Genomic DNA, 26,294 nt, shown 5'->3' with positions numbered 1-26,294 from the left:
GCTATGACCGAAGTGAGGATCGCCGAAGATTGCGCCGCGCCCGCCGAAGCGGCGTTCGCGTTCATGAACGACTACCGCAATCTGCCGAAGTTCTGGTACGGCATCGAATCCTTCACACCCCTCACCGCGCAGACCGACGGCCTCGGCGCGACGTTCGACGGGAAGATGAAGCTCGGCCCCGCGTCGCTGACCTCGCGCGTCGAGGTCGTCGGCTGGGAAGAGGGCCGGTTGATCGCCACCAAGTCGATCAAGGGCATCGAGATCGTCGCGACCTTCAGGTTCATTCCCAAGGGTGAGATCGCGTGCACCGTGGACGCGGACATCGATTTCTCCGTCGGCGGCGGCATCACGGGCAAGATGCTCGGCAAGACGATCGAGCCGTTCGTGAAGATCGCGGTTCAGCACACCACCGACGCGCTCATTCGCGAGATCGAGAAATCACACAGCGAGCAGGTCTGAGAGCCTACGAATGGCGCGGCCGGGCGGGCCTGACACAATCTGATCCATGACCGAATCAGCGAATGTTGTGGCCACCGCCGATCTGGCCGACGAGATCGGCCCCGAGATCCGTAGCTGCGATACGCAGTTCATCCAGTTCGGCGGCCGCGCCGAATTCTCGGGCCGGATCACCACGATCCGCTGCTTCCAGGACAACCTGCTGGTCAAGCAGACACTGAGCGGGCCGGGCGAGGGCAAGGTGCTCGTCGTCGACGGCGGCGCGAGCGTGCACACCGCGCTGGTGGGCGACATCATCGCCGGCCGTGGCGTGGACAACGGCTGGGCCGGCGTGGTCGTCAACGGCGCCGTGCGCGACTCCGCGATCCTGCGCACCCTCGACATCGGGGTGAAGGCGCTGGGCACCAACCCGCGCAAGAGCACCCAGACCGGCAGCGGCGAGCAGGATGTGCCCGTCGAGTTCGGCGGCATCACCTTCGTGCCGGGCGAGATGCTCTACAGCGACTCCGACGGCGTGGTCGTTCGCGCCGAAGACTGACGGCGACGCGGGTGTTCGAGGGTCAGCCCTCGGACACCCGTACTTTGTTGCCGGCCAGGACGACGATGTCGCCGATCTCGAGTTGCCTGCCGCGGCGTAGCTCCACTTCGTCGTTCACGCGCACCAAGCCCTGCGCGATCACCGTCTTGGCCTCGGAACCCGAATCGATCAGGTTGGCCAGTTTCAGGAATTGCCCGAGCCGGATGACAGCGTCATCGATCGGCACATCAACTGGTTCCGACATGCGCTAATACTTACCCCGTCGCGCGAAACCGGTCACCACCGGCCCCGGCGTTGCGGGTGGTGACGAACACGCCGCAGCCACCGCCACCCGGTTCCGGCTCGATTGGACGCACACTGGATCGGTGACTTCCACGCAGGCCGAGCAGCACCCCATCGTCGAGGACCGCACGCCGGTGCCCCATCGCGCGCACGGCAAGTTGTCCGAGGTACCGCACATCGCCGGATTGGTCCTCGGTGTGTTCGCGGTGCTGCTGTTCTTGTGGAGTGTTTCGCCCAGCCTGCGGATCCTCACGCAGGTGCCGCGGCACTATGTGGACACCTACTATTTCGATGCCCCCGACACGAGCCTCGTGTGGGCGTTGATCGTCGGCTTGCTCGCGGGGGCGACCGCGGCCCGCAAGCGGATCGCCTGGTGGCTGCTGGTCGTGTACCTGCTGCTGTACGCGGTGGCGAACATCCTGGACTTCTTCGCCGACGACGATGTGGACGCGCTGGTCGCCTTCGTCGTGCATGTGGTGGTCATCGCGATACTGGTGGCCGCGCGTAAGGAGTTCTACACCCGGGTTCGGCCCGGCGCGCTGTGGAAGGCGCTGGGTGTCCTGGTGTCCGGGCTCGCGCTCGGCTGCCTGCTCGGCTGGGGCCTGGTCGAACTGTTCCCCGGTTCGCTGCCCGCGGGTGTGCAGCGTCCGCTGTGGGCGGTGTATCGCGTCACCGCCGCCGTGCTGGTGAACAACGAGCATTTCGACGGGCATCCGCGAGCCTGGGTGAACTTCCTGCTCGGCCTGTTCGGCGCGATCGCGCTGCTGGCCGCGGTGGTCGTACTGTTGCGCTCGCAGCGCGCCGACAACGCGATGACCGCGCTGGACGAGTCGGCGATCCGCGGCCTGCTCGCGAGCAGCGATGTCGAGGACTCACTCGGCTACTTCGCGACCCGTCGCGACAAGGCGGTGGTGTTCGCGCCGAACGGCAAGGCGGCGATCACCTATCGCGTCGAGTTGGGTGTGTGCCTGGCCAGTGGCGATCCGATCGGCCCGAAACAGGCGTGGCCACAGGCGATTCAGGCGTGGCTCGAGCAGGCCGACCGGTTCGGCTGGCAGCCGGCCGTGATGGGCGCCGGCGAACTCGGCGCCACCGCGTACCGCAAGGCGGGCCTGTCGGCGCTGCGGCTGGGTGACGAGGCGATCCTCGACACCCGCACGTTCTCGCTGGCGGGCCCGGAGATGAAGCAGGTGCGTCAGGCCGCGAACCGGTTGCGCAAGAACGGCCTCGAGGTGCGGATCCGCAGGCACCGCGACATTCCCGCCACCGAGTTCGCCGAAATCGTCGCGCGGGCCGACGCCTGGCGCGATACCGAGACCGAGCGCGGCTTCTCGATGGCGCTGGGCCGCCTCGGCGACCCACTCGACGGCGACTGCCTGCTGGTCGAAGCGGTGGACCACGACGACCGCGTGCACGGCATGCTCTCGCTGGTCCCGTGGGGGCGCACCGGCGTCTCGCTGGAACTGATGCGCCGCGACCCGCAGAGCCCGAACGGCGTGATGGAGCTGATGATCTCGCAGCTCGCCCTGAACTCCGACCAGTACGGCATCACCAAGGTGTCGCTGAACTTCGCGGTGTTCCGATCGGTGTTCGAGGAAGGCGGCCGGATCGGCGCCGGTCCGATCCTGCGGGCCTGGCGCGGGGTGCTGCTGTTCTTCTCGCGCTGGTGGCAGCTCGAGGCGCTGTACCGGTCGAACGTGAAATACCACCCGCGCTGGGTGCCGCGGTTCTTCCTGTTCGAGGAACGCAGGCAGTTGCCGCGGGTGGCCACGGCGAGCGGGCTGGCCGAAGGGTTCCTGCCGCGCATCGGCAAGGCGCCCGACGCGGGCGTGCACACCGGCACGACGGCGGCGGTCCCCGCGACGGTCACCGGCCTGCACGCCGACGGCAGCGCACCGGACGCACCGGAGGGCGCCGACGCCGAACAGGGTCCACGCAGGCCCGAACAGGTGCGGGTGCGCCTGGACAAACTCGACCGGCTCACGGCTTCGGGCATCGATGCCTATCCGGTCGCCTACCCGCCGACCCACGACATCGCCGAGGCCAGACGCTGCCCCAAGGGCACCACCGTGCGTATCGCGGGCAGGCTCTTGCGGATTCGCGACTACGGCGGCGTGATCTTCGCGCTGGTCCGCGATTGGACCGGCGAGATCCAGCTGGTGATCGATCGCGAACGGGTGGGCGCCGATCGCAGCAACGAGTTCACCGAATTCTTCGACCTGGGCGATCTCATCGAGGTGAGCGGGCAGATCGGCGCCAGCCGCAACGGTGAGCTGTCACTGCTCGCGCAGGACTGGCGGATGAACGGCAAATGCCTGCATCCGCTGCCCGACAAGTGGCGTGGGCTGGCCGATCAGGAAGCGAAGGTCCGGCAACGCTATGTGGACATGGCGATCAACCCCGAGACCCGCGAGGTGATGGCCAAGCGCAGCGCGGTCCTGCACTCACTGCGCGATTCGCTCTATGTCTGGGGCTTTCTCGAGGTGGAGACGCCGATTCTGCAACAGGTGCACGGCGGCGCCAACGCCACTCCGTTCCGCACCCACATCAATGCCTACGACCTCGACCTGTACCTGCGCATCGCCCCCGAGCTCTACCTCAAACGGCTGTGCGTCGGTGGCATGGAGAAGGTGTTCGAGATCGGCCGTACCTTCCGCAACGAAGGCGTCGACTTCAGCCACAATCCCGAGTTCACGATCCTGGAAGCCTATGAGGCACACAGCGATTACCAGCAGATGATGCATCTGTGCCGCAGGCTGATCCAGCACGCGGCGATGGCCGCCAACGGTGCCGAGGTGGCATTGCGGCCCAACGACGACGGCGGCTTCGACACCGTCGACATCTCCGGCGAGTGGCGGGTGAAGACCGTGCACGGCGCGGTCTCCGAGGCGATCGGCGCCGAGGTGACCGCGCGGACCGAGCTGGCCCGGCTGCGCGAGCTGTGCGACGAGGCGGGCGTGGCCTACCAACACGGTTGGGACGCGGGCCAAGTGGTGCTGGAGATGTACGAGCACCTGGTGGAGTCGCAGACCACCTACCCCACCTTCTACCTGGACTTCCCCACCTCGGTCTCCCCGCTCACCCGCTCGCACCGCAGCATCGAGGGGGTGGCCGAGCGCTGGGACCTGGTGGCCTGGGGCGTCGAGTTGGGCACGGCCTACAGCGAACTCACCGACCCGGTGGACCAGCGGCGCAGGCTCACCGAGCAGTCGATGCTGGCCGCCGGTGGCGATCCGGAGGCGATGGAACTCGACGAGGACTTCCTGACCGCGCTCGAACACGCGATGCCGCCCACCGGCGGACTCGGGATGGGCGTCGACCGAGTGGTCATGTTGATCACCGGGCGCAGCATCCGTGAGACGCTGCCGTTCCCGTTGGTGAAACCGCGGTGAAATCGGGTACAGGTGTATACGGATCGCGACGCGTTCGCGATCAACACATGCTCTGTGTGGCGCTTGCGAGGCTTTCGAACCGAAAGCCACAGTGAGACCGTTACTCTCGGAGTTCCGGCACCGGGAGGATGCCGGACCACCAACACATCGGGATGGGATTTCATGTATCTGGACTTGCTGACCACAGCCACACTCGTCGATCCGCACATGTTCACCAGCAGTTTCGACACCCTGGCGAGCTCGGACGCAGTCAACACCGCGCTGGAACTCGCGGCCAAGAAGAAAAAGAAGAACAGCTCCGGCCTGATCATCGGCGGCATCTGCTGCCTGATCATCGTGGTGCTCATCGTCGGCGGCATCTTCCTGCTCAAGAACAAGAAGAAGGGCGACCAGCCGCCGTACAACGGTGGTCAGCCGCCCTACAACGGCCCGCAGGGTGGTCAGCCGCCTTACGGCCAGCCGCCCTACGGCCAGTCCTGACCTAGCCGGAGGACTCGCGGCGATACCCTCGGTCGACGACGAGGCATCCCCGCGAGTCCGTTTCGGCTGTGGGTGGCCCCGAGCCCTGGTATCCGGCGGATAGGGCAGAGTGTTGACCGTGCAGCTGATACTCGTGCGTCATGCCCAACCCGAACGCGTAGTCGGCGACACCACCGCCGCCGACCCCGGCCTCACCGACATCGGCAAGCTCCAAGCCGACCGCGTCCCCGCCGCGCTCGCACCCCACGAGATCGCTCGCATCGTCAGCAGCCCCCAGCGCCGCGCCCGCGACACCGCGCTCCCCACCGCGACCGCACGCGACCTGCCGGTCGACGTCATCGACGACCTCGCCGAGTACGACCGCGACCTGCCCGCCTACATTCCGATCGAAGACGCGAAAACCGAATTCGCCGACGCCTACGCCCGCATCAAGGCGGGCCATCTCCCCGACCAGATCGACGGCCCCGCCTTCACCACGCGAGTCCTCACCGCCGTCGAAACCCTGGTCGCCACCACAGCTCCCGGCGACACCGTCGTAGCCTTCGCCCACGGTGGCGTCATCAACGTCCTCCTGGCCGACATCCTGGCCCTCCCCCGCCCCCTCACCTTCCCGATCGACTACTGCTCGATCACCCGAATCCTCTACTCCCGCACCGGCACCCGCACCGCCGCCACCATCAACGAGAACGCCCACGTCTGGAACCTGCTCCCCAGGTACCTGTCCCGAACCACGCCCTAGATCCACGAAAGAGCCCGGCACCGCCGAAGCGATACCGGGCTCTGCGCGAACGACTCAGGCCGCCTGAGCGATCCAGTTGTGCATCCAGCTGATGGCGGTCTGCCCGCCACCCACCGAGTAACTGCCGTACAGCGTGTGCGCCTGCGAACGGTAGAACTGCTCCAGGTCCTTGGCCCGCTTCTGGTTGGCCGCGTCCGTCAGCTGCGCCCCCAGCGTCGGGATGCCGCCGAACGACATCAGGTCGCTCACGATCGCTCCGGCCTCGAGCTGGTAGCGCCACAGGTTGGCCGGGTTCGCGTCCGAGCTCTGTGCGAGGAAGCCGGCGAACCGCGTCACGAAGTCGTCGGTAGCGGTCGCGCAGTACAGATCGTCGACCGCGCAGATCGTGCGGGTGCGGTCGCTCAGCCAACCGAAGCCACCCGGCCGAGCGCCACCGGCACCGGCGCCCGCGGCATGCGGGCCGACCTGGATATCGGTCGGCGAACGACGAGGATCGGAGATGAGGCCGACAGCGGCGACCCGGTCCTGCGGGATCGGGCTGATACCCGTGCCGATCTCGGCGGCCAGATCGCCTGCGGCGTCGGCACCCTGGCTGTAGCCGACGATCGCGGCCTTGGTGTTGCCGCAGGAGGCCAGCTTCTCGCTGATCAGCCCGCGGGCGGCGTCGACCGCCTGCTTCTTGGAGTTGCCGTAGACATCGCCCTCCCAGGGGAACGCGGTCGCGGCATAGGTGACGTAGTCGACGTCGGTGTTTCTCGGTAGGCCGTTGGTGACGCCGGCGAGCATGCCGGGGCCGGGGGCCTTCTCGTGGCCGGTTTCCCAGGTGCCGGGAATGGCGACGACATAAAGACTCGGGCAGGCGGGCGCCGCGCTCGCGCTCGTGCTGCCGACAACAATTCCGGACATCATCGCCGCGGACGCTCCCAGAGCCGCGACAACCTTCTTCAACTGCATACCGCTCCAGTTCACCCTTGCTCGTCGATGTGAGAGCAACCCCGATTACTGACGTTGTGGCCCCAGACCTCGCCGCGAATCACAATAGGCGTACGAGCCATCCCATGCCACACAACCTCTCGATCTTGTGATGGGTCGCACCGACTGATCGCGCAGGGTTCACCCCGCCGATGACGGGATGTCGGCGGCACGTCACCGCCGACACGCCCCCCGTTCGCGAAACTCACACCTCCAGGTCTTCTTCGATGCCCTTGAGCTTGTGCCGCGCCAGCGCCAGATTGGCCCGGCCGCGATCGAGGGCGAGGTAGAGGAACAGCCCTTTGGACTTGCGCCCCGTCATCGGGCGGATCAGGTGGTATTGCGTGCCCAGGGTGATGAGGATGTCCTCGATCTCCTCGTTGAGGCCGAGCTGCTCGATGGTGCGCATCTTCGCCCGCACCACCTCGGTGTTGCCCGCCGCGGCGACCTGCAGGTCTAGCGACTTGGTGCTGCTGAGCATTCCGAGGGCCATGCCACTGCTGTAGTCGACGATCGCGGCGCCGATCGCGCCCTCGATCACCATCATGTCCTTCAGAGCCAGATCCATATTCGACATCGTGTGCCTTTCAATCGTTGTGCGCCGCCGCCAGATGGCCGGCGATCGCGCGAGCTACCGGTCGCGACTCCAGATGAAGTCGACCGACATTCACTTCGGGTCCGGCGAGCACGGTCAGCGAGGTGCGCCCGGCGGCGTAGATCACCACCTGCCCCTCGGTGCCGTGCACGACGACCTCGCTGAACCCGCCGCCGTGCGCGGTGTTCGCCAGCCGGTACGACAGCGACAACTGCGCGGCCGACAGCGCGGCCAGGCCCGCGGGTTCGAGATGGGCGGGGAGGTCGTGTTCGATGAGCAGCCCGTCGCTGGAGGCCACCAGCGACCCGGTGAGCTGAGGTAGCCGTTCGCGCAACGACTGCAGTTCGGCCTGCACAGCCGGGTAGTTCTGGGGCGCTGTGTGTTCGGGCGCCCTGGGTTCGGGTGTGGTCATCGCCACCTTGGTCAACCTTCCCCTCCAATCACCGAGCAGCTTCTTCCGCACGGTCACGCAAGCTCCTCCAACGCCGCCCTGAGCCGGATGAGTGTTTCGCGGTCGACCTGCTGCCAGCGTTCGGGTTCCGCTGCGCCGGCCGGTTTTCCGCGGTGTCGGGCGGTCGCGGTCGCTTCCTCGTCGATCGCGTGCCTGCCCTGTCGTGCACCCGTCTCCTGCTGGGGGCGGGTCGGTCCCGCGCTGCCCGGAACGCGTCGGGGCAGCGTGGGCACGGATGTTGTCGACCGAGTCGAGCTCCGGTGGTCGGCCGGGTCCGGTGCGAGGGCGAGGTGGCGCCCGCGCGGTGGTTGTTCGGTCGCGACGGGTTCCGGCGCTTCGATCAGGCCCGCTGTGGTCAGGTCGCGGACCGCGACGAGGCAGCCGTAGGTGGTGCGGCCCAGATCGCGGGCGATGTCGGCGATGCTGCGGCGGGTGTCGGCGGCGGCGAGAACCTCTGCCTGACTTCCGGTGAGTACCACCTGGTTCCGCTTGATCCGGCGGGCCGGGACCACCGGAACCAGGGTGACGAGGTCGGCGGTCCACGGGCCGTACTCGTTGTCGGTGCGGCGTTCGCATTCGTGAACAAGCGCGCGGGGCGCGATGTGGCAGACCGGCGCCAGCCAGTGTTCGGTGGTCGGACGGAATTCCGGCTCACCCGCGGAGGCCAGCAAAAAATAGGCGGCGTCGAACACCGACAGCAGCGCCAGGGTTTCCAGTTGTGGCTGGTCCAGCAGCGGACCCGGGTCGCCCGCACCGGCGCGACGCCAATCCTCCGCCGTTGCTACGCCCGCTTCGACGACCAATCTGTCGAGTCCGATGGTCCGCCCGCAGCCGACCGAGGCGATAGTGCCGCGCACCAAGTGGAATTCGCCGTCGCCTGCGCGCAATACTCCGGTCGAGCCTTCTTCGCCGAGCCGATGCAATTCATCGGCGAGCGCGACACTCATCGATCCCCGCCCGTCAATTCCTGCAGTGCCGACCTGAGCTGATAGCGGGCCATCCCGAGATTGCCGGTGTCGCCGTCGAAGACGACATGCATGAACAACCTGCCGTCGAAATCGCCGTCGACCAGGTGGAGGAGGTGAAATCCCCTGGTCCGGCACACCACGATCTCGGTGAGGTCGTCGTCGGAGCTCCCCAGGGCCGGACACGCGAGCGCGGCCCGCATCACATCGGTGGTCCCCGCCGCGTCCTCGTGCTCGTCGACGCCTCGGCGCTCGCCTGCACCGGCGACGGCCAACCCGCTCGCCCCGTCCACCAGCGTCACACTGCGCGCCCCGGGAATATCCATGATGCGTTTCAGACACCCATCAAGAGAATTCACCGAGCCCCCGAACCGTCATCGACTATTGATCGAGACGAGACGTTATACCCCTCCGCTATTCCTCGCATCTTGAACGCCGGAAAATTGCTGCCGCACAATATGTTTGCTGATGGTTGCTGGAAAACCGCTCGGTATCAATACTTTTGAGTAACTTCGGCGCCCATTCGCTGCGAGCAGCTATAACCGGTGATCACTCGCCTGTTCCACCCGCCAGCGATCATCGCGTAAACATCGATAATTGTGTCTTCGCAGACCTCGCCGAACCCGACGCACAGCGGTTCCCCACCGATGTGCTCGGAGTGTGCGATCAGCCGGCGGCGCGGCGGTACCAGGTTTCCGCTTCGCGGTGGGCGCCTTGGGATTCCAGCAGGGCGGCGAGGTTGGCCATGGCCCGCGGGTGGCCGAGATCGGCCGCGCGACGGAAGCAGCGGCGGGCCTCGGTGATGGCGCCGCGGTGGCGCAGCAGGATGCCGAGGTTGTTCACGGCGTCGATGTCGCCGTGGTCGGCGGCCTCGCCGAACCAGGCTTCGGCGTCGTCGAGGCGGTCCTGATCCTGGAGGAGTCGCGCGAGATTGAACATGGCGTCGACATGGCCCGCCATCGCGGCGTGGTGGTACCAGGTTTCGGCGTCCCGGCGGTCACCGCACTGGTAGAGCATGGTGGCCAGATTGAACATGGCGTTGGCATTGCCCGCGACAGCCGCACGGCGGTACCAGGACTCGGCCTCGTCGAGTTCACCGAACTGGTCGAGCAACACGGCCAGGTTGTTCATCGAGCGTGTGTGCCCCGCGGCGGCGGCGCGCCGGAACCAGTACTCGGCGGCTTCGAAATCGCTGTGGTCGTGGTAGAAGTGGGCGAGATTGTGCATGGCGGTACCGTCACCACGCTCTGCGGCGCGGCGAAGGTTCGCCAACGCTTCCGGCGGCAACGGCACAGCTCCCCCTCGGATCTCCCGTACACCTCGACACGGAAAGTCTATGTGCTGCAGGGAAGATCAGCCACGTCGTTCGCTCGCCTACCGAACCCCTTGCACCCCTTCCCCGTTCACCCCCCTACGCACATTCCCCGCAAACCCGCAGGTATCTGGCAAGGCGTCCGGATTCGGCGGGACACCTGCCTCGTGTGGGGGGAATGACAAAAAAAGACGCCCGCGGGCTCGAAAGCCTGCGGGCGCCTTACTGGTTGCGCGGCTAGCGCTGGGCGACAGCCGTCGGGGGGATCGGCGCAGGCAGCGCGGTCTCGCCCTCGAGGAACTTGTCGACGGCCGACGCGGCGGCGCGGCCCTCGGCAATGGCCCAGACGATCAGCGACTGGCCACGGCCCATGTCACCGGCCACGAAGACGCCGGGGATGTTGGTGGCCCAGCTCTTGTCGCGCTGGACATTGCCGCGACCGTCGTAGCCGACACCGAGATCGGTGAGCAGGCCCGGCTTCTGGGGACCGACGAAGCCCATGGCCAGCAGGACCAGGTCGGCTTCGAGGGTGAAGTCGGTGCCCTCGACCTTTTCGAAACGGCCGTTGACCATCTTGACCTCGTGCGCATCGAGACCGGTGACCTTGCCGTCCGCGCCGACGAAACGCTCGGTGTTCACCGAGAACAGACGTTCGCCGCCCTCTTCGTGCGCCGAGGCGACCCGGTACATCAGCGGGTAGGTCGGCCACGGGGTCGAGCCCGCGCGCTCCTCGGGAGGACGCGGCATGATCTCGAACTGGTGCACCGACTCGGCGCCGTGGCGGTGCGAGGTGCCCAGGCAGTCGGCGCCGGTGTCGCCACCGCCGATGATGATGACCTTCTTGCCCTTGGCGTGGATCGGCGGCAGACCGTCGGAGTCGGCGATGTCGTCACCGAGCTGCACCCGGTTGGACAGCGGCAGGAACTCCATCGCCTGGTGGATGCCGTCGAGCTCGCGGCCCGGGATCGGCAGATCGCGGGCGATGGTGGCGCCACCGGCCAGCACGATCGCGTCGAAACGCTCACGCAGCTGCTCGGCGGTGATGTCGACACCCACGTTGACGCCTGCCTTGAAGATGGTGCCTTCGGCTTCCATCTGGGCCAGACGACGGTCGATGACCGACTTCTCCATCTTGAATTCCGGGATGCCGTAGCGCATCAGGCCGCCGATGCGGTCGTCACGCTCGAACACGGTCACGGTGTGACCGGCGCGAGTGAGCTGCTGGGCGGCGGCCAGACCGGCCGGGCCCGAGCCGACGACAGCGATCTTCTTGCCGGTGAGACGGGTCGGGTACACCGGGGTGACCCAGCCCTCGTCGAAGGCGTTCTCGATGAGCTCGACCTCGACCTGCTTGATCGTGACCGGCTCCTGGTTGATGCCGAGCACGCAGGACGCCTCACACGGAGCCGGGCACAGGCGGCCGGTGAACTCCGGGAAGTTGTTGGTGGCGTGCAGGCGGTCGATGCCTTCGCGCCACGCGCCCTTGTAGACCAGGTCGTTCCACTCGGGAATCAGGTTCCCGAGCGGACAGCCGTTGTGACAGAAGGGGATACCGCAGTCCATGCAGCGGCTGGCCTGGGTCTTCAAGGTGTCCTGGGAGAACTTCTTCTCCTCGTAGACCTCTTTCCAGTCGAGCAGACGCAGCTCGACCGGACGACGGGCCGGGGTTTCCCTCGAGGTGTGCTTCAAAAATCCCTGTGGGTCAGCCACGAGCCGCCTCCATGATCGCGGTATCCACGTCCTTGCCGGCCTTCTCGGCTTCGGAAATGGCGAGTAGAACCTTCTTGTATTCGCGGGGCATGACCTTCACGAAGTGGTTCACCTGCTGGGACCAGTCGCTCAGGATGCGTTCGGCCACAGCCGATCCCGTTTCGTCGCGGTGGGTCGCGATGATGTCGCGCAGCCAGGTGAAGTCGTCACCGGAGAGCTGTTCGATCGCGTCGACCTGATCCGGGTTGACCCGGCCGGGCAGCTTGCCCTCGGGGTCGTAGAAGTAGGCGACGCCACCGGACATACCGGCACCGAGGTTGCGGCCGGTGTCACCGAGGATGACCACGCGGCCACCGGTCATGTACTCGAGCGCGTGGTCGCCCACACCCTCGACGACCGCGGTGGCACCGGAGTTACGCACGCCGAAGCGCTCGCCCGCGACACCGTTGATCAGGATGCGACCGCTGGTGGCGCCGAACATGATCACGTTGCCCGCGATGATGTTGTCTTCGGCGACAAAGGCTTCCGGAGCAGAAGCCGACGGGCGGACCACGATGCGGCCACCCGACAGACCCTTGCCGACGTAGTCGTTGGCGTCACCGAAGACCCGCAGCGTGATGCCGGCCGGGACGAACGCGCCGAAGCTGTTGCCCGCCGAACCGGTGAAGGTGATGTCGATGGTGTCGTCGGGCAGGCCCGCGCCACCGTAGAGCTTGGTCACCTCGTGGCCGAGCATGGTGCCAACCGTGCGGTTCACGTTGGTGATCTTGGTTTCGATCTTGACCGTCTGACCACGCTCGAGCGCGGGAGCGCTCTGCGCGATCAGCTCGTTGTCGAGAGCCTTGTCCAGACCGTGGTCCTGGGTACCGGTGCACCGGGTGTTCTGGTTCATGAACGCCGTCTCCGGCATGTCCAGGATCGGCGACAGGTCCAGCTTGGCGGCCTTGTAGTGCTGCTTGGCCTTGGCGGTGTCGAGCAGGTCGACCCGGCCGACGGCCTCGTCGAGGGTGCGGAAGCCCAGCTCGGCGAGCAGCTCACGCACCTCCTCGGCGATGAACATCATGAAGTTCTCGACGAATTCCGGCTTGCCGGTGAAGCGCTCGCGCAGCACCGGGTTCTGGGTAGCGATGCCGACCGGACAGGTGTCGAGGTGACACACGCGCATCATGACGCAACCCGAGACCACCAGGGGCGCGGTCGCGAAACCGAACTCCTCGGCGCCGAGCAGGGCGGCGATCATCACGTCGCGGCCGGTCTTCATCTGACCGTCGACCTGCACGACGATGCGGTCACGCAGGCCGTTGAGCAGCAGGGTCTGCTGGGTCTCGGCCAGGCCGAGCTCCCAGGGTCCACCCGCGTGCTTGAGCGAGGTCAGCGGCGACGCGCCGGTGCCGCCGTCGTGGCCCGAGATGAGCACGACGTCGGCGTGTGCCTTGGACACACCGGTGGCGACGGTGCCGACACCCGGCTCCGCGACAAGTTTCACGTGAATCCGAGCCTGCGGGTTCGCGTTCTTCAGATCGTGGATCAGCTGCGCCAGATCCTCGATCGAGTAGATGTCGTGGTGCGGCGGCGGCGAGATCAGGCCGACGCCCGGCGTGGAGTGACGCACCTCGGCGACCCACGGGTACACCTTGTGCGCGGGCAGCTGGCCGCCCTCGCCCGGCTTGGCGCCCTGGGCCATCTTGATCTGGATGTCGGTGGCGTTGGTCAGGTAGTGCGCGGTGACACCGAAGCGACCCGACGCGACCTGCTTGATCGCCGAACGACGCCAGTCACCGTTCTCCTCGACCTCGAAGCGAGCGGGGCTCTCGCCGCCCTCACCGGAGTTCGAGCGAGCGCCGATGCGGTTCATCGCGATGGCGAGGGACTCGTGCGCCTCGGCGGAGATGGAGCCGTAGCTCATCGCACCGGTCGAGAAACGCTTCACGATCTCGCTCGCGGGCTCGACCTCGTCGATGGAGATCGACGCGCGCTGGTTCGACTTGAACTTGAACAGGCCACGCAGCGCCGCCAAGCGCTCGGACTGATCGTCGACCAGCTTGGTGTACTCCTTGAAGATCGAGTACTGGCCGGTGCGGGTCGCGTGCTGGAGCTTGAACACCGTGTCCGGGTTGAACAGGTGGTACTCGCCCTCACGACGCCACTGGTACTCGCCACCGACCTCGAGCTCGCGATGCGCGCGCTCGTTGCGGTTCTCCAGGAACGCGACGCGGTGGCGGATGGCCACCTCTTCGGCGATCTCGTCGAGACCGATGCCGCCCAGCGCGGAGCGCAGGCCGGTGAAGTACTCGTCGACCAGGTCCTGAGCCAGGCCGATGACCTGGTACAGCTGGGCGCCGTTGTAGGAGGCCAGGGTGGAGATGCCCATCTTCGACATCACCTTGAGCACGCCGTTGCTGGCCGCGGTGCAGTAGTTCGCGACGGCCTTGCGGAAGTCGGCGCCCAGATCGCCGGTGCTGCCCGGAATCTGCAGCGAGCCGCGCTCGAGCATGTCCTCGATGGTCTCGAAGGCCATGTACGGGTTGATCGCGGCGGCGCCGAAACCGATCAGCAGGGCCATGTGGTGCACCTCGCGGGCGTCACCGGCCTCCACGACCAGGCCGACCATGGTGCGGGTCCGCTCGCGCACCAGGTGGTGGTGCACCGACGAGGTGAGCAGCAGCGACGGGATCGGCGCCAGCTTCTCGTTGGACTCACGGTCGGACAGCACGATGATGCGCGCGCCGCCGTCGATGGCGGCCGAGACCTGGGTGTTGATGGCCGCGAGCGCCTTGCGCAGACCCTCGCCGCCCTCGGCGACCGGGTACAGACCGCGCACGACCACCGAGCGCAGGCCCGGCTGGCTGCCGTCGTCGTTGATGTGGACGAGCTTGGCCAGCTCGTCGTTGTCGAGAATGGGCTGTTCGAGCGCGATCATGCGACAGGAGTCGGGACCCGGATGCAGCAGATCGGCCTCGGGGCCGAGGTTGCGCTTGAGGCTGGTGACGACCTTCTCGCGGATGGCGTCCAGCGGCGGGTTGGTGACCTGCGCGAACAGCTGCGAGAAGTAGTCGAACAGCAGACGCGAACGGTTCGACAGCACCGCGATCGGCGTATCGGTACCCATCGAGCCCAGTGCCTCGCCGCCGGTCTTGGCCATCGGCGTGATCAGCAGGTTCAGGTCCTCGGTGGTGTAGCCGAAGATCTGCTGACGGATCAGCACGCGGTCGTGCGACATGTGCACGTGCGGGCGGTCGGGCAGGTCGGCCAGGCGGCTGACGCCCTCGTCGAGCCACTGCTGGTACGGCTGCGCCGCGGCCAGTTCCGACTTGACCTCCTCGTCGGTGACGATGCGGCCCTGTTCGGTGTCGACCAGGAACATCTTGCCCGGCTGCAGGCGGATCTTCTGGACCACGGTGGCGGGGTCGATGTCGAGCACGCCGACCTCGGAGGCGAGCACGACGAGGCCGTCCTCGGTGACCCAGATGCGACCCGGGCGCAGACCGTTGCGGTCGAGCACGGCGCCGATCTTGGTGCCGTCGGAGAAGCACACCGCTGCCGGGCCGTCCCACGGCTCCATCAGCATCGAGTGGTACTCGTAGAACGCGCGCCGGTCGGGGTCGAGGTTCTCGTTACGCTCCCACGCCTCGGGAATCATCATCATGATGGCGTGGTGCAGTTCGCGACCGCCCAGGTGCAGCAGTTCGAGCACCTCGTCGAAACGCGCGGTGTCGGAGGCGCCGGGGGTGCAGACGGGGAAGATCTTCTGCAGCCGGTCCTTGCCCGCCTCGTCCTTGCCGAACACGTCGCTGCGCAGCAGCGCCTCACGGGCGCGCATCCAGTTCTCGTTACCGGTGACGGTGTTGATCTCACCGTTGTGGGCGACCCGGCGGAACGGGTGCGCCAGCGGCCACGAGGGGAAGGTGTTGGTGGAGAAGCGCGAGTGCACGATGCCGATGGCCGACTCGACGCGCTCGTCCTGCAGGTCCAGGTAGAACGCACGCAGCTGGGGCGTGGTGAACATGCCCTTGTAGATGAAGGTCTGGCCGGACAGGCTCGGGAAGTACACCGATTCCTTGCCGACGGTGCCCTCGCCGGGGCCAGCCTTGCCGAGCTCGTGCTCGATCCGCTTGCGGATCACGTAGGCGCGACGCTCCAGGTCCATGTCCGAGAGCTGCTCGGCGGAGTTCTTCGGCGAGCCGATGAAGATCTGCCGGAAGGTGGGCATGGCATCGCGGGCCAGCGCGCCGAGCGAGGTCTCGTCGATCGGCACCTCGCGCCAGCCGAGCACGGCCAGGCCCTCTTCGGTGACGATCTTCTCGACGCCGTAGGCGGCCCGCGCGGCTTCGCGGCGGGCCTGCGGCAGGAAGGCGATACCGGAGGCGTAGGAGCCTTCCGGGGGCAACTCGAAAGCGGCGCCTTCTTCGGCGAGGATCGCACGGAAGAACTTGTCCGGGAGCTGCAGCAGGACGCCCGCGCCGTCGCCGGAGTTCGGCTCGGCACCCGCAGCACCGCGGTGCTCCAGGTTCAGGAGGGCCGTGATGGCCTTGTCGACGATGTCTCGACTGCGTCGTCCATGCATGTCGGCAACGAACGCGACGCCGCAGGCGTCGTGTTCGAATGCCGGATCGTAGAGCCCGGTGACTCCGGGTGACCTGTGGCCAGGAAGTTGCGTCATGCCTCTGCCTTCAAGAAAGTCGGCTGTCGATGTCGGCCACCCAGCAAGCTGAGCGTGGGCCCTTCGTCGTTTCGCCTCCGTCAAGACTGCGTCCGTACGATCCGAAACCAGCGACGGTGGTGGTTTGCGGCGTTGACGTAGTTGGGGTGCTCAGAGGTAACGGGATGCTTACTTCTCCCTTACCTCTGCGCGGGGTTTCACCCGCTACTCTTGGCCCGGTTTCACCGGACCTCGAACAGGTGGTTGTGCCGAACTGGGTGCGTTCGGCGTAAGAGCAAACGATAAGTCAGACCGCAGACCCAACCAACTAAGGTTGTGCTAAGTAACCCGTCTAGCTGGGGTTTGTAACGGCTGCTTGCATCGTCGCGCGCGTCGTCCAGTGTAAAGCAGACCGGGGACCGGATCGATCCCGGACAACCCCCGCCTACCTGCGTGAACACAGTCGACGAGCAGACTCGGCTCCACCGTCGGCCGGGGGCCGAAAGCTGAACTCACCTGCACCGCAGCAGATTTCCCTGCAGATGCCCTGGTCAAACCTCCCACCTCCGCTAACCAGGGGTGGGGACTGTGAGATATTCCCGACACGGGCCCCCACAAGCGCTCCAGTCAGCCGACCGTACGGTCTGTATTGCGAAATGTGCGCCACAGCACACTGCTGGCAAATTTCTGGCAGTGTCGTTCGACACAAATCGGGCACAGACGGCGGTGCGGCCCGGCTCGCCGCGCGCGACACGCCGAGGTCGGCACAGAAATGTTTCGGTCAGCGCGATGAGTGGACCCATCCACTGTGAGGCTGACCACAAGCAGTACCTCGGCACTCGGTGTGTCGGTGTCCGGCCTGTCACGCTGACACAACGAATCCATGCCAGTTTCGCCTTATCTATCAGTTTCGCCATGCCCAGTGGAGCGCACGACCCGGGGAGAACTCATGACCGGCTTACTCACCTGGCTCGGCGGAGGCCTCGCCTCGCCACGGCGCCGGGACCACGAATCGGGCGCCGACCTGGCTTTCAGCCATGAACAGGGCCGTTATCTCGTCACCGGTGCCGCCGTGACGTTGTTCGCCGTGATCGCCGGTCTCGTCGCGATGTCCGCACTGCTCGCCGCCGACGCTGCCGTGCTCGTCGCGGTGCTGTTCGCGCTGGTCATCGCCGTCGCCGCGGGAGCGCTCGGCCGGGCGCAGGCGACTACGCGGCCCGGTGCGGACGACGATCGGTTCGGTATCGCGGCCCGGATCGGGGTCGGGGTGCTGGCCGGGGTCTTCGTGGCCGAACTCGCCGCCACCGTGCTGCTCGGCGGGACCGTCGACCGGGAACTGGATGTGCGCGCCCAGGCGAGTGCCGAGAACGCGCCTGCCGTGGTCGCCGCCCGCACCTCGTTCGACCTCGCCACCGCCGACCGGGCCGCGCTCGATCTGAGTATCGCCAAGTCGCAGGCCGACATCGACCGCGCGCTGGTGATCGCCCGCTGCGAGTACAACCCCACCGCGGAATGCCCGCGGACCAGAATCACCGGGGTACCGGGTCGCGGTCCGGAAACGCAGACCGCCAACGAGATGCTCGACGACGCCCGCAAACAGCTCGCCACGGCGCAGGGCCGCATCGAGGGCCTCGACCAGCGGGTTCGCACCGAGTCCGCCGCGCTCGCCACCGCGCGGACCAGCGCGTTCGCCGACGGCGACCGTGGCTTGGGCGCCCGCTGGCTGGCCATGAACAGCTACACCGCGTCACACGCGGGCGCCGCCGCGCTGCGCCTGCTCATCCTGCTCGCGGGCATCGTCGTGGCCCTGCTGCCGCTGCTGCTGCGCTGGTGGCGCGGGGAAACCTCGCTCGACCGCCGGGTCGACGCCGCGGAGGTGGCCGATCGGGCCCAGCGCGAGGCCGACGCCGCCATCGCGGTGAAACGCGCCGAAGTGCGCACCGAGACGGCCGCCTTGCGCGCCGAACACGAGCTCACCGCCGCGCAACTGGCCATCGAAGCCGATACCGTGATCGATCGAGAACGTCAGCGCACCAGGATCATCGCCGCGATCGGCGGTTTCGAGCTCGGGTTCACCGAGCCGCATCGAAAGGACGACTCCGTGTCTCTGGAGCCGAACGTCACATCGCAGCTGCCCGCGGGGTACGTCCAGCACGCGCTGCCCGCCGGCACCGCCGGGGCTCTCGTCCCCGCCCACCAGACGCCCACCCAGCAGCCGCCCGCGCAAGCACCGGCCGGCGGTGGCGGTTTGGAGTTGCCGATCATCGGGACGGTGCCGTTCACCGACACCGCCGCCCGCTGGATCCGTCCGCTGGTACCGGCTTTCGTGGCCAATGCCTTCGACTCGGCCACCCACCCGATGCGGACCGCGCGGCAGGCGTTCGAAGAGGTCGAAGAAGTGACGTTCACGCTGCGCCGCACGCGCAAGGTCACCGTCGACACGCAGGATTCCGCGCAGCAACAGCAGGTCCCCGCCGGATATCAGTTGCAGGGTCAGCCCGCGCAGGGTTTCCTGCCGCCCGGCGCCTACCCGCAGCAGCAGTACCAGCAGCCGTACCAGCCGTACGCCCAGCAGATCGCCTCGAACGTGGTCGACGCGCCGTCGAGCCGCTTCCACCCGGACCCGCGTCAGTACCCCTCGGCGCCGAACTACACCGCGCTGCCCGCCGGTCAGGGCAACGGCCTGCCCGAGGCGGACAGCCACGGCGAGCTCGCCGGCGGAAACGCCAACGAGCTGCCCGGCAACCGGCGTCAGCTGCCGCCCGCCCGCTGATCGCACGGGGTGGCCGACAATCTCGGCCACCCCGGCTCAGCCGCGCGTGGTCTTCGTCCGCACCGCGCTGTAGGCCGCGAACAACAGCACCGCGACGATGCCGAGCACCGTCAGATGGATGCCGCTGACGAACGCCTGGTTCGCCGACGACAGGAACTCCGCCGCCACCGCGGCGGGCAGCTCACCGGCCACCTCGACGGCACCGCTGAGCGAACCCGACGCGGCCGCCACGGCGTCATCCGGCAGCAAGGACACGTCCAGACCACGCCGGAAGATCGCCATCACGGTGCTGCCGAGCAGGGCGACACCCAGGGCAAGACCCGTTTCGTAGGCGGTCTCCGAGATCGCCGCGGCCGCACCGGCGCGTTCCTCCGGCGCCGATCCGACGACCAGGTCGGCGGCCACGGTCATGGCCACACCGGCACCGAGACCGATGCCGACGAACCCGAGCACGAACGCTTCGGCGCCGCTCACCGCGTCGACCGCGAGGAAGGCCGCCGCGCCGATCGCGGTGACGACCAGCGCACCGGCCAGCACCAGCGCCGCGCGCCAGCGCCGCACGAGCCAGGCCGCCGCCAGCGAACCGAACACGCTCGCCGCGAGCCCCGGCAGCATCAGCAGACCCGCCTCCAAGGGCGTGCGGCCGAGCACCAGCTGCAGATACTGCGATCCGAAGAACAGCACGCCCGCCAGCGCGAACACCGCGAGCAGGTTGGTGAACACCGCCACCCGGAACCGCGGCAGTTCGAACAGCCGCAGGTCGAGCATCGGATCGGTCAGGCGACGCTGCCTGCGCACGAACAGCACGGCCGAGACCACACCGACCAGGCCGACCAGCAGCGCGCTCACCGCCGGACCGTGCGCGGCGGTTTCCTTCACCGCGTAGACCACCGGCACCAGCGCCAGCATCGACAGCAGCGCGCTCAGCGCGTCGAACCGGCCCGGGTTCGGATCACGTGACTCGGGGATGAGCAGCGGGGCGAGGGCGAGCAGCACCAGCATCACCGGCAGGTTCACCAGGAACACCGAGCCCCACCAGAAGTGCTCGAGCAGCCAGCCGCCGACCAGCGGACCGGCCGCGGCGCCACCACCGGCCATCGCGCTCCACACACCGATCGCGACGGTGCGCTGACGCGGGTCCTGGAACATCGATCGGATCAGGCCGAGCGTGGCGGGCATCAGCGTGGCGCCCGCGACGCCCTGTAGGACGCGCGCGGCGATCAGCATCTCCGGCGACACCGCCCACGCGGCCAGCGCCGAGGCGATGCCGAAGCCGACCGCACCGATCAGCAGGAGCTTGCGCCTGCCGATCCGGTCGCCGAGATTGCCCATCACCACCAGCAGACCGGCGAGCACGAAGGAGTACACGTCGATGATCCAGAGCAGCTGTGGCGTGCTCGGGGCGAGGTCGGCGCTGATCGCGGGCACGGCCAGGTCCAGCACGGTCGCGTCCACGGCGAGCAGCAGCAGGGCCAGGGCGAGTACGCCGAGGCCCGCCCACTCACGCGGGGTGGCGCGCGTCGGGGTGAGTGCTGTGGGGGTGTTCATCGGTCTCTCGTCTTTCGGGTTGGTAAACCGTCCAGACGGTACAGTAACAAGAAAACCGTCCAGACGGTACAGTGATTGCCGTGAGCTCTGACACCCGCGATCGCATCCTCGACGCCCTGGAGACCCTGCTGCTCGAACGCGGCGCGGCACAGATGACCCTCGACAACGTCGCCGCCGCGGCGGGCGTGTCGAAGGGCGGGCTCCTCTACCACTTCAAGAGCAAGGACGCCCTGCTCGTCGGCCTGGTCCAGCGGCTCGGCGAGCGTGCCCGCACCCAACTCGACGACGCCAGATCGAGCGGGAGCTCCATCGCCGAGTGGTACCTGCAGACGCCCGACCCCACCGCGCAGGACGACGCTGTAGAACTCGCCCTGTACCGCTCACTGCTGGCGACCATGCGCACGATCGACGCGTCGGCGAGCAGCGAACCCGACGAGGTGCACCGCGCGCTCGACGCGGTGATGGCGGCCTGGTCGGACAACCTCGAGACCGAGGTGGACGACCCCGTCCGCGCCGACACCATCCGACTGGTGGGCGATGGGGTCTACCTGCGCGCCCTGCTCGGTCTGCCGCAGATCGAACCCGCGCGCTACCGGGCCGTCGTCGACAACCTGCTCCAGGGTTGAGTGCACATTTGTACACCGAACGAAGCCGCGGACAACAGGGCGGTCGACAGACCGGTGGGCGGTCACAAAACTGGGTGCGACCAGTTGGTATAGCCGCCTGACTGATGCAGTGACCTGCGCAACTCTGTGGCCGACACCGGGTTCACCGGTTTACAGTTCAGAAGTGATCAACCGCGATGGACCGGCGGGCGCGGCACGATCAGCGCCATGGGGCTCGCCGCTGCTCGGGCCAGTCGACGAGGCATCGAAGATCCGTCGAGTTCGGGTGCAGTTACTACTCACCGTCCCGCTGCTCATCGCCAATCTGATCGGCATCGCCATGGTGGTGGTGCTCGCGGGCTTCGTGCTGCCCGGTCCCACCGTGTTCACTCGGCAACTCCTGCTGGTCAACAGCGTGTTCACACCGCTGTGCGCTGCGCTCGCGCTGGCGGGCGGCACCGTGTGGGGCACCGTGGCCGGGGTGCGCTCGATGGGCTGGGCCACCGATCCCGAGCACGTGCCGACGCCGGCCGAACAGCAGGTCACCGTGTCGGCGCCGCGCTGGATGGTGCTGCAGCAGGCCATCCTGTGGACGCTGACGTTGACCGTGCTCACCATCGTCTACGGGGTGCTCGAACCGGCGCTGATCCCCAAGGTCATCCTCTCCACCGGCGCCGCCGCGATCGTCGTGTGCGCCAACAGCTACCTGATCATCGAATTCGCGCTGCGCCCGGTGACCGCGCGCGTGCTGGCCGCCGACCCGCACCGCCGCCGTGGCATCGGCGTGTTCGGCCGGACCATGCTGTCGTGGTTCGTCGGGGTCGGCGTACCGGTGGCGCTCACGATGACGGTGGCGGTGTGGGCGCTGGCCGATCCCGCGGTGAGCAAGGCCAGGCTGGCGGTGTGCATGCTCAGCCTCGGCGGCTCCGCGCTGGTGTTCGGGTTGATCCTGATGGCCCAGGTCGTCGCGGCGACAGTGGCCCCGATCAAGGGGGTGCGCCAGGCGCTGCGGCGCGTGGAGAACGGCGACCTCGACGCCGAGATCGCCCTCTACGACGGCACCGAACTGGGCGAACTGCAGAGCGGCTTCAACACGATGGTGCACGGGCTGCGCGAGCGGGCGATGATCGAGGACCTGTTCGGCAAGCATGTCGGCCACGATGTCGCGATGGCGGCGATCGCCTCCCAGCCGGTGCTCGGCGGCACCGAAACCGAGGCAGCGGCCCTGTTCATCGACATCATCGGCTCCACCACGATGGCGGCCACCCTGCCCGCACCCGAGATCGTCGGCATTCTCAACCGGTTCTTCGACATCGTCGTCGACGAGGTGGAACGGCACGGCGGGCTGCTCAACAAGTTCGAGGGCGACGCGGCGCTGGCGGTGTTCGGTACCCCCGCTCCGCTCGACGACCTGGCTGGATCGGCGCTGTCGTGCGGTCGGGCGATCCAGCGCCGATTGCGCGACGCCTCCGATCTCGACGCGGGTATCGGCGTCGCGGCGGGGCGGGTGGTCGCGGGCAACGTCGGTACGCACAATCGGTACGAGTTCACGGTGATCGGTGACGCTGTGAACGAGGCGGCTCGGCTGTGCGAGCTGTCCAAGCAGCACGACGAACGTTTGCTCACGTCGGCGACCACGCTTGCCGCTGCGGCCGACTCAGAATCCGCGCAGTGGATTCTCGGTGAGACGGTCACGCTGCGTGGGCGTTTGAAGCCCACGCAGGTTGCGCTGCCGAGGGTATCGGCGTCGGTTGATGAGCGGTCAGCTGTCGGGCGCGGGTCCGCCGATGTTCGGTAGGAATTGTCAACCGTAAAACCGGGCCAGGGGCGGGTGTACCTCGCTGTGTTTGCCGGAGCGCTGACGCGCTCGAGTCGGGGCGGGCCCCTCTCGGTAAAGACATACCGGGCGGGGCGGACGGGATTGACTAGACTCGGCCCGTGCGTCCCGCCGATACGGTTGGCGTCGTGAGGGCGGGAGTCGATCCGGCACCGGTGCCTGCGCCGGGGCCGCCAACACCGCCGACGGTGCCGATCCGCCCCTTGCGTTTCCGCGAATTGCTCGATGAGCCGTTCGCCCTGATCCAGGCCCATATCCGGACCTTCGCGGTGCTCGGCGGCAGTGCGCTCGTGATCGGTGTGCTCGTCGCGCTCGGGGTGACCGGTCTGGTTTCCCACCTCACCGACGGCTCCGACGCGGGCACCGCGTGGGCGGCGATCCTGGCGACCGCGGCCTGCGTGTGGGTGGTTCGCCTGGTCCTGCGCGGCGCGACCGTCGCGATCGCGCTCGCCGACTTCCACGGGGTGCGCTACGGCGTGCTCGACGGGTTGCGGGCCGCGGGCAGGCAGGCGACGCCGCTGGTGCTCGCGCAGATCATGTTCACGCTCACCGGGATCGGGGTGCTGCTGCTCGGCAGCATTCTGGTGATCACCTATCCGCTCGCGCTGATCTGGCTTTCGTATGTCCGGGCGCGGCGGTTCGTCACCGAACCGGCGATCGTGGCCGAGCACGCGGGTTTCGGTGTGGGCGTTGCCCGTTCGAAGGAGCTCGTGCAGGGTGCCGACTGGTCGACCGCGGGTCTGTGGCTCACCCAGCGGTGCATCTTCGCGGTCCTCGCGGTGCCCGCGTTCGGAATTCCGTTCTTCCTCTCCGACTTCTCCGGCACTCATCGCTGGGCTTTCATCACCCTGCTCGTCGGCGGGTTTCTGCTGGTGGTGACCGTGAGCGAGATCGTCGAGGCGACCAGCCGCGTGCTGTGCTACATCAGCCGGCGGTGTGTGCGCGAAGGCATGGACATTCGAATTCCCGGTGATCGCCGGTGACCGAGTTCCCTGACGGCGTCCCACCGCAGCCCCGTCTCGGCGCCGCCGCCGAACATCGCGCCGCCGCCGAGAACGCCGCGGGCCGCCGCGATTACGACCGCGCACTGCGCGAACGCTTCCGCGCCGTCCTGCGCGGACTCGAACAGGACGGCAGCTTGCCGGTGCGCCGCTCGCGCACCGCGCAGGAGACCGCCGACGACGCGACCACGGCATTGCCGCTGGAGCAGTCCACCGAATTGCATCCGGCGGCAAGGAGTTTCGACGAGGTCGTCTACGGCGGACGTAGCGCCACCGAGGACGAGTACCGCCGGCTCGAATACGCCGACCGGTACTCCCAGTCCGCACCACCTCCCGTTCTCGATCCGCTCGAGGTCGAGGTGGTCGAGCGAGAACCCAAGCAGCGCAGGAAGCTTCCACCCCTGCCCCCGATCCTGCGCAGCCCCCGCTTCTGGGCGGTGCTCGCGGCGGGACTCGCCATCGCCCTGCTGGTCTACGCCACCATGCAGTCGTGCGGCGCCCCCAACGCACCCCACCCGCCCGATCTGCCCAACCCACCCGACCCGCCCGAGCCACCTCCTGATGACAACGACCTCGATTTCGGCAGCGGCAAGGACTCGATCTTCACCCGCCTGCCCGGCTGGCTGGCGTTCGGCGGCTTGCAGTTCCTGCTCGCCTTCGTGGCGCTGATCTGGTGGCGGGCCCGCAGGCGTGGCGCGCTGGTCGGCGAGCCGCGCCCGGTCGAGGTCCCCGCGAACGAGCTGCTCGCGGGACAGGCGGGCCTGTATCGCCGCTCCGGCGACGTGGCCCATGTGGCCCATGTCCTGCGCGCGGCGACGCTGCGCCGGATCACACCGCGGCTGGGCGGCGAACTCACCGGCGATCAACTCGTCGAAGCCGTGTCCAGCCGTCTCGGCGTACCCGGTCGGCAGATCGGCACTGTCCTGTTCGGCGAGGTGCCGGACGAGACAACCCTCCATTACATTGCCGCACACCTCGAATGGATCGAGACGGAGCTCGGATGACAAATATTTCCAAGGACGCTGTGCTGCTCGAGACGCCGAGCGCGCAGGAGGCCGCGGCGGCACTGGCCGCACTGCGCACCGAGATCGGCAAGGCAGTGGTCGGCAACGACCAGGCCGTGCTGTACCTCGTGCTCGCCCTGCTGTGCCGCGGTCATGTGCTGCTCGAAGGTGTTCCCGGCGTGGCGAAGACGCTGCTGGTGCGCGCCCTTGCCACCTCGCTGGCGCTCGAGCACGCACGCGTGCAGTTCACCCCGGACCTGATGCCGGGCGATGTCACCGGATCCCAGATCTACGACCCGCATTCGGCCGAGTTCACCTTCCGCAAGGGTCCGGTCTTCACCAACCTGCTGCTGGCCGACGAGATCAACCGCACCCCACCGAAAACCCAGTCCTCGCTGCTGGAATCGATGGAGGAGCGCCAGGTTTCGGTGGACGGTCAGCCGCGTCCGCTGCCCGATCCGTTCGTGGTGGTCGCCACCCAGAACCCGATCGAGCAGGAGGGCACCTATCCCCTGCCCGAGGCGCAACTCGACCGGTTCCTGTTCAAGGTCGACATCCGGCTGCCCGACCGCGACGACGAGTTCCGCATCCTGCAACGCCACGCGAGCGGCTTCGATCCGCGCGACCTCGGCGCCGCCGGACTGCGCCCGGTCGCCGGACCCGAACACATCGCGGCCGCGCGCGCCGCGGTGGGCCAGGTGACCGTGAGCCCGGAGGTGCTGGCCTACATCGTCGATCTGTGCCGTGCCACCCGCTCCTCCCCCGCCGTCGCGCACGGCGCGTCCACCCGTGGCGCGACCGCGCTGCTGGCCGCCGCCCGCGCCTTCGCCTGGCTCAACGGCCGCGCGTACGTGACGCCCGACGACGTGAAAACCGTGGCGATGGCGGTACTTCGGCATCGCTTGCAGTTGCGGCCGGAGGCCGAGCTGGACGGGGTGAGCACCGAGGGCGTGCTCTCGTCGTTGCTGGTCTCGGTGCCGGTTCCGGTCTAGCGA

At 67.8% G+C, this 26,294-nt stretch carries 21 protein-coding genes; 11 read left to right on the top strand and 10 right to left on the bottom strand.

Going from position 1 to position 26,294, the window contains the following annotated elements; genetic code table 11:
- Nucleotides 1-3 precede the first annotated feature (3 nt).
- Nucleotides 4-459, top strand: coding sequence for an SRPBCC family protein (locus tag ACFQ9R_RS07245; RefSeq protein ID WP_378989418.1), 456 nt, complete (start codon nucleotides 4-6; stop codon nucleotides 457-459).
- 46 nt (nucleotides 460-505) lie between these two features.
- The gene (gene rraA, locus ACFQ9R_RS07240) at nucleotides 506-994 is read left to right on the top strand and encodes a ribonuclease E activity regulator RraA (RefSeq protein ID WP_378989416.1); all 489 of its coding nucleotides are present in this window, start codon (nucleotides 506-508) and stop codon (nucleotides 992-994) included.
- A gap of 22 nt (nucleotides 995-1,016) precedes the next feature.
- Here the strand turns inward: rraA and ACFQ9R_RS07235 are convergent, their stop codons facing one another.
- On the bottom strand, nucleotides 1,017-1,238 hold the full coding sequence (locus tag ACFQ9R_RS07235) for an RNA-binding S4 domain-containing protein (RefSeq protein WP_378989415.1): 222 nt from the start codon (nucleotides 1,236-1,238) through the stop codon (nucleotides 1,017-1,019).
- Nucleotides 1,239-1,359: 121 nt separating this feature from the next.
- Here ACFQ9R_RS07235 and lysX point away from each other — a divergent pair, with 121 nt between their 5' ends.
- The 3 genes from lysX to ACFQ9R_RS07220 all read left to right on the top strand — a co-directional run bounded on the left by lysX (nucleotide 1,360) and on the right by ACFQ9R_RS07220 (nucleotide 5,887).
- Nucleotides 1,360-4,668: a bifunctional lysylphosphatidylglycerol synthetase/lysine--tRNA ligase LysX gene (gene lysX, locus ACFQ9R_RS07230; protein ID WP_378989414.1), complete on the top strand. Its 3,309-nt coding sequence runs from the start codon at nucleotides 1,360-1,362 to the stop codon at nucleotides 4,666-4,668.
- 162 nt (nucleotides 4,669-4,830) lie between these two features.
- Nucleotides 4,831-5,148, top strand: a complete 318-nt coding sequence (locus ACFQ9R_RS07225; protein ID WP_378989413.1) for a hypothetical protein — start codon at nucleotides 4,831-4,833, stop codon at nucleotides 5,146-5,148.
- A 118-nt stretch (nucleotides 5,149-5,266) separates the two neighbouring features.
- Nucleotides 5,267-5,887, top strand: a complete 621-nt coding sequence (locus ACFQ9R_RS07220) for a histidine phosphatase family protein (RefSeq protein WP_378989412.1) — start codon at nucleotides 5,267-5,269, stop codon at nucleotides 5,885-5,887.
- Between the two features lie 54 nt (nucleotides 5,888-5,941).
- On the opposite strand, the gene ACFQ9R_RS07215 is transcribed toward ACFQ9R_RS07220, so the two are convergent.
- The 8 genes from ACFQ9R_RS07215 to gltB all read right to left on the bottom strand — a co-directional run bounded on the left by ACFQ9R_RS07215 (nucleotide 5,942) and on the right by gltB (nucleotide 16,552).
- Nucleotides 5,942-6,841, bottom strand: a complete 900-nt coding sequence (locus tag ACFQ9R_RS07215) for a cutinase family protein (protein ID WP_378989549.1) — start codon at nucleotides 6,839-6,841, stop codon at nucleotides 5,942-5,944.
- Nucleotides 6,842-7,064: 223 nt separating this feature from the next.
- The gene (locus ACFQ9R_RS07210) at nucleotides 7,065-7,436 is read right to left on the bottom strand and encodes a hypothetical protein (protein ID WP_378653460.1); all 372 of its coding nucleotides are present in this window, start codon (nucleotides 7,434-7,436) and stop codon (nucleotides 7,065-7,067) included.
- Nucleotides 7,437-7,446: 10 nt separating this feature from the next.
- The gene (locus tag ACFQ9R_RS07205; RefSeq protein WP_378989411.1) at nucleotides 7,447-7,923 is read right to left on the bottom strand and encodes a roadblock/LC7 domain-containing protein; all 477 of its coding nucleotides are present in this window, start codon (nucleotides 7,921-7,923) and stop codon (nucleotides 7,447-7,449) included.
- Nucleotides 7,920-8,852, bottom strand: coding sequence for a hypothetical protein (locus ACFQ9R_RS07200; protein WP_378989410.1), 933 nt, complete (start codon nucleotides 8,850-8,852; stop codon nucleotides 7,920-7,922). The genes ACFQ9R_RS07205 and ACFQ9R_RS07200 overlap by 4 nt, the downstream gene beginning before the upstream one ends.
- Complete coding sequence (locus ACFQ9R_RS07195; protein ID WP_378989409.1) at nucleotides 8,849-9,196, bottom strand: hypothetical protein; 348 nt, start codon at nucleotides 9,194-9,196, stop codon at nucleotides 8,849-8,851. Before ACFQ9R_RS07195 ends, ACFQ9R_RS07200 begins: the two co-directional genes overlap by 4 nt.
- A gap of 340 nt (nucleotides 9,197-9,536) precedes the next feature.
- Nucleotides 9,537-10,163, bottom strand: coding sequence for a tetratricopeptide repeat protein (locus ACFQ9R_RS07190; protein WP_378989408.1), 627 nt, complete (start codon nucleotides 10,161-10,163; stop codon nucleotides 9,537-9,539).
- A gap of 256 nt (nucleotides 10,164-10,419) precedes the next feature.
- Entirely contained in the window at nucleotides 10,420-11,892 is a 1,473-nt protein-coding gene (locus ACFQ9R_RS07185) for a glutamate synthase subunit beta (protein ID WP_378989407.1), read from the bottom strand.
- Nucleotides 11,885-16,552: a glutamate synthase large subunit gene (gene gltB / locus ACFQ9R_RS07180; protein WP_378989406.1), complete on the bottom strand. Its 4,668-nt coding sequence runs from the start codon at nucleotides 16,550-16,552 to the stop codon at nucleotides 11,885-11,887. Before gltB ends, ACFQ9R_RS07185 begins: the two co-directional genes overlap by 8 nt.
- 928 nt (nucleotides 16,553-17,480) lie before the next feature.
- On the opposite strand from gltB, the gene ACFQ9R_RS07175 reads away from it, so the two are divergent.
- Entirely contained in the window at nucleotides 17,481-19,304 is a 1,824-nt protein-coding gene (locus ACFQ9R_RS07175) for a DUF4407 domain-containing protein (protein ID WP_378989405.1), read from the top strand.
- 36 nt (nucleotides 19,305-19,340) lie between these two features.
- Here ACFQ9R_RS07175 and ACFQ9R_RS07170 read toward each other — a convergent pair whose 3' ends face one another.
- Nucleotides 19,341-20,852: an MFS transporter gene (locus tag ACFQ9R_RS07170; protein WP_378989404.1), complete on the bottom strand. Its 1,512-nt coding sequence runs from the start codon at nucleotides 20,850-20,852 to the stop codon at nucleotides 19,341-19,343.
- An 80-nt stretch (nucleotides 20,853-20,932) separates the two neighbouring features.
- Between ACFQ9R_RS07170 and ACFQ9R_RS07165 the strand changes: the two genes are divergently transcribed.
- From ACFQ9R_RS07165 to ACFQ9R_RS07145, 5 genes are all read left to right on the top strand, one after another.
- Nucleotides 20,933-21,478: a TetR/AcrR family transcriptional regulator gene (locus tag ACFQ9R_RS07165; protein ID WP_378989403.1), complete on the top strand. Its 546-nt coding sequence runs from the start codon at nucleotides 20,933-20,935 to the stop codon at nucleotides 21,476-21,478.
- A 163-nt stretch (nucleotides 21,479-21,641) separates the two neighbouring features.
- Complete coding sequence (locus ACFQ9R_RS07160) at nucleotides 21,642-23,255, top strand: adenylate/guanylate cyclase domain-containing protein (protein WP_378989402.1); 1,614 nt, start codon at nucleotides 21,642-21,644, stop codon at nucleotides 23,253-23,255.
- A gap of 167 nt (nucleotides 23,256-23,422) precedes the next feature.
- Nucleotides 23,423-24,277, top strand: coding sequence for a hypothetical protein (locus ACFQ9R_RS07155; protein ID WP_378989401.1), 855 nt, complete (start codon nucleotides 23,423-23,425; stop codon nucleotides 24,275-24,277).
- A complete protein-coding gene (locus ACFQ9R_RS07150) occupies nucleotides 24,274-25,299 on the top strand; it encodes a DUF4129 domain-containing protein (RefSeq protein ID WP_378989400.1) in 1,026 nt (341 codons plus the stop codon). Before ACFQ9R_RS07155 ends, ACFQ9R_RS07150 begins: the two co-directional genes overlap by 4 nt.
- A complete protein-coding gene (locus ACFQ9R_RS07145) occupies nucleotides 25,296-26,291 on the top strand; it encodes an AAA family ATPase (RefSeq protein ID WP_378634537.1) in 996 nt (331 codons plus the stop codon). The genes ACFQ9R_RS07150 and ACFQ9R_RS07145 overlap by 4 nt, the downstream gene beginning before the upstream one ends.
- Nucleotides 26,292-26,294: the final 3 nt, after the last annotated feature.

This window comes from Nocardia sp. NPDC056541 (genome assembly GCF_042794235.1).
Taxonomy (GTDB): Bacteria; Actinomycetota; Actinomycetes; order Mycobacteriales; family Mycobacteriaceae; genus Nocardia.
The sequence above is the reverse complement of the archived record's forward strand: the minus strand, read 5'-3'. Positions and strand labels throughout refer to the sequence as shown.

Excerpts from the sequence above, each read along its gene's own strand:
- ACFQ9R_RS07245 (WP_378989418.1), top strand. The coding sequence starts at position 4 with ATGACCGAAGTGAGGATCGCCGAAGATTGCGCCGCGCCCGCCGAAGCG.
- rraA (WP_378989416.1), top strand. The coding sequence starts at position 506 with ATGACCGAATCAGCGAATGTTGTGGCCACCGCCGATCTGGCCGACGAG.
- ACFQ9R_RS07235 (WP_378989415.1), bottom strand. The coding sequence starts at position 1,238 with ATGTCGGAACCAGTTGATGTGCCGATCGATGACGCTGTCATCCGGCTC.
- ACFQ9R_RS07225 (WP_378989413.1), top strand. The coding sequence starts at position 4,831 with ATGTATCTGGACTTGCTGACCACAGCCACACTCGTCGATCCGCACATG.
- ACFQ9R_RS07215 (WP_378989549.1), bottom strand. The coding sequence starts at position 6,841 with ATGCAGTTGAAGAAGGTTGTCGCGGCTCTGGGAGCGTCCGCGGCGATG.
- ACFQ9R_RS07210 (WP_378653460.1), bottom strand. The coding sequence starts at position 7,436 with ATGTCGAATATGGATCTGGCTCTGAAGGACATGATGGTGATCGAGGGC.
- ACFQ9R_RS07200 (WP_378989410.1), bottom strand. The coding sequence starts at position 8,852 with ATGAGTGTCGCGCTCGCCGATGAATTGCATCGGCTCGGCGAAGAAGGC.
- ACFQ9R_RS07195 (WP_378989409.1), bottom strand. The coding sequence starts at position 9,196 with ATGGATATTCCCGGGGCGCGCAGTGTGACGCTGGTGGACGGGGCGAGC.
- gltB (WP_378989406.1), bottom strand. The coding sequence starts at position 16,552 with ATGACGCAACTTCCTGGCCACAGGTCACCCGGAGTCACCGGGCTCTAC.
- ACFQ9R_RS07175 (WP_378989405.1), top strand. The coding sequence starts at position 17,481 with ATGACCGGCTTACTCACCTGGCTCGGCGGAGGCCTCGCCTCGCCACGG.
- ACFQ9R_RS07170 (WP_378989404.1), bottom strand. The coding sequence starts at position 20,852 with ATGAACACCCCCACAGCACTCACCCCGACGCGCGCCACCCCGCGTGAG.
- ACFQ9R_RS07145 (WP_378634537.1), top strand. The coding sequence starts at position 25,296 with ATGACAAATATTTCCAAGGACGCTGTGCTGCTCGAGACGCCGAGCGCG.